This is a genomic window from Sedimentibacter sp. B4 (assembly GCF_000309315.1).
Classification (GTDB): Bacteria; Bacillota; Clostridia; order Tissierellales; family Sedimentibacteraceae; genus Sedimentibacter; species Sedimentibacter saalensis.
The window spans coordinates 1-241 of record NZ_CANG01000383.1 but is presented as its reverse complement, the minus strand read 5'-3'; the positions used below and the strand labels follow the sequence as shown (position 1 = coordinate 241).

General features: G+C 69.7%; 1 pseudogene. It reads right to left on the bottom strand.

Annotated features, from left to right (window positions below):
* Positions 1-100, bottom strand: a pseudogene (locus BN358_RS26435) (YjjW family glycine radical enzyme activase); the annotation flags it as partial.
* Positions 101-241 lie beyond the last annotated feature (141 nt).

Genomic DNA, 241 nt, shown 5'->3' with positions numbered 1-241 from the left:
TGCAGCCCTGGGTGAACACCACGAACCGGTTGCCCGGGCCGTCCACCGCGGAGAACTCGATGGTGTTGTTGACGAGTCCCGTGGTGCCGGCCGGCACCACCCGCCCGGACCGGGCCTCAGCCAACGTGCGGGCTCAGCTCGGCTGCGATCACACGCTTGATCGCGCGGGTCGTCACCGTGTGGTTGATCTCTGCCGTGGCGGCCAGGTAGTCGCTGGAGTGCCGGGCGCCGTGCTCCTCGA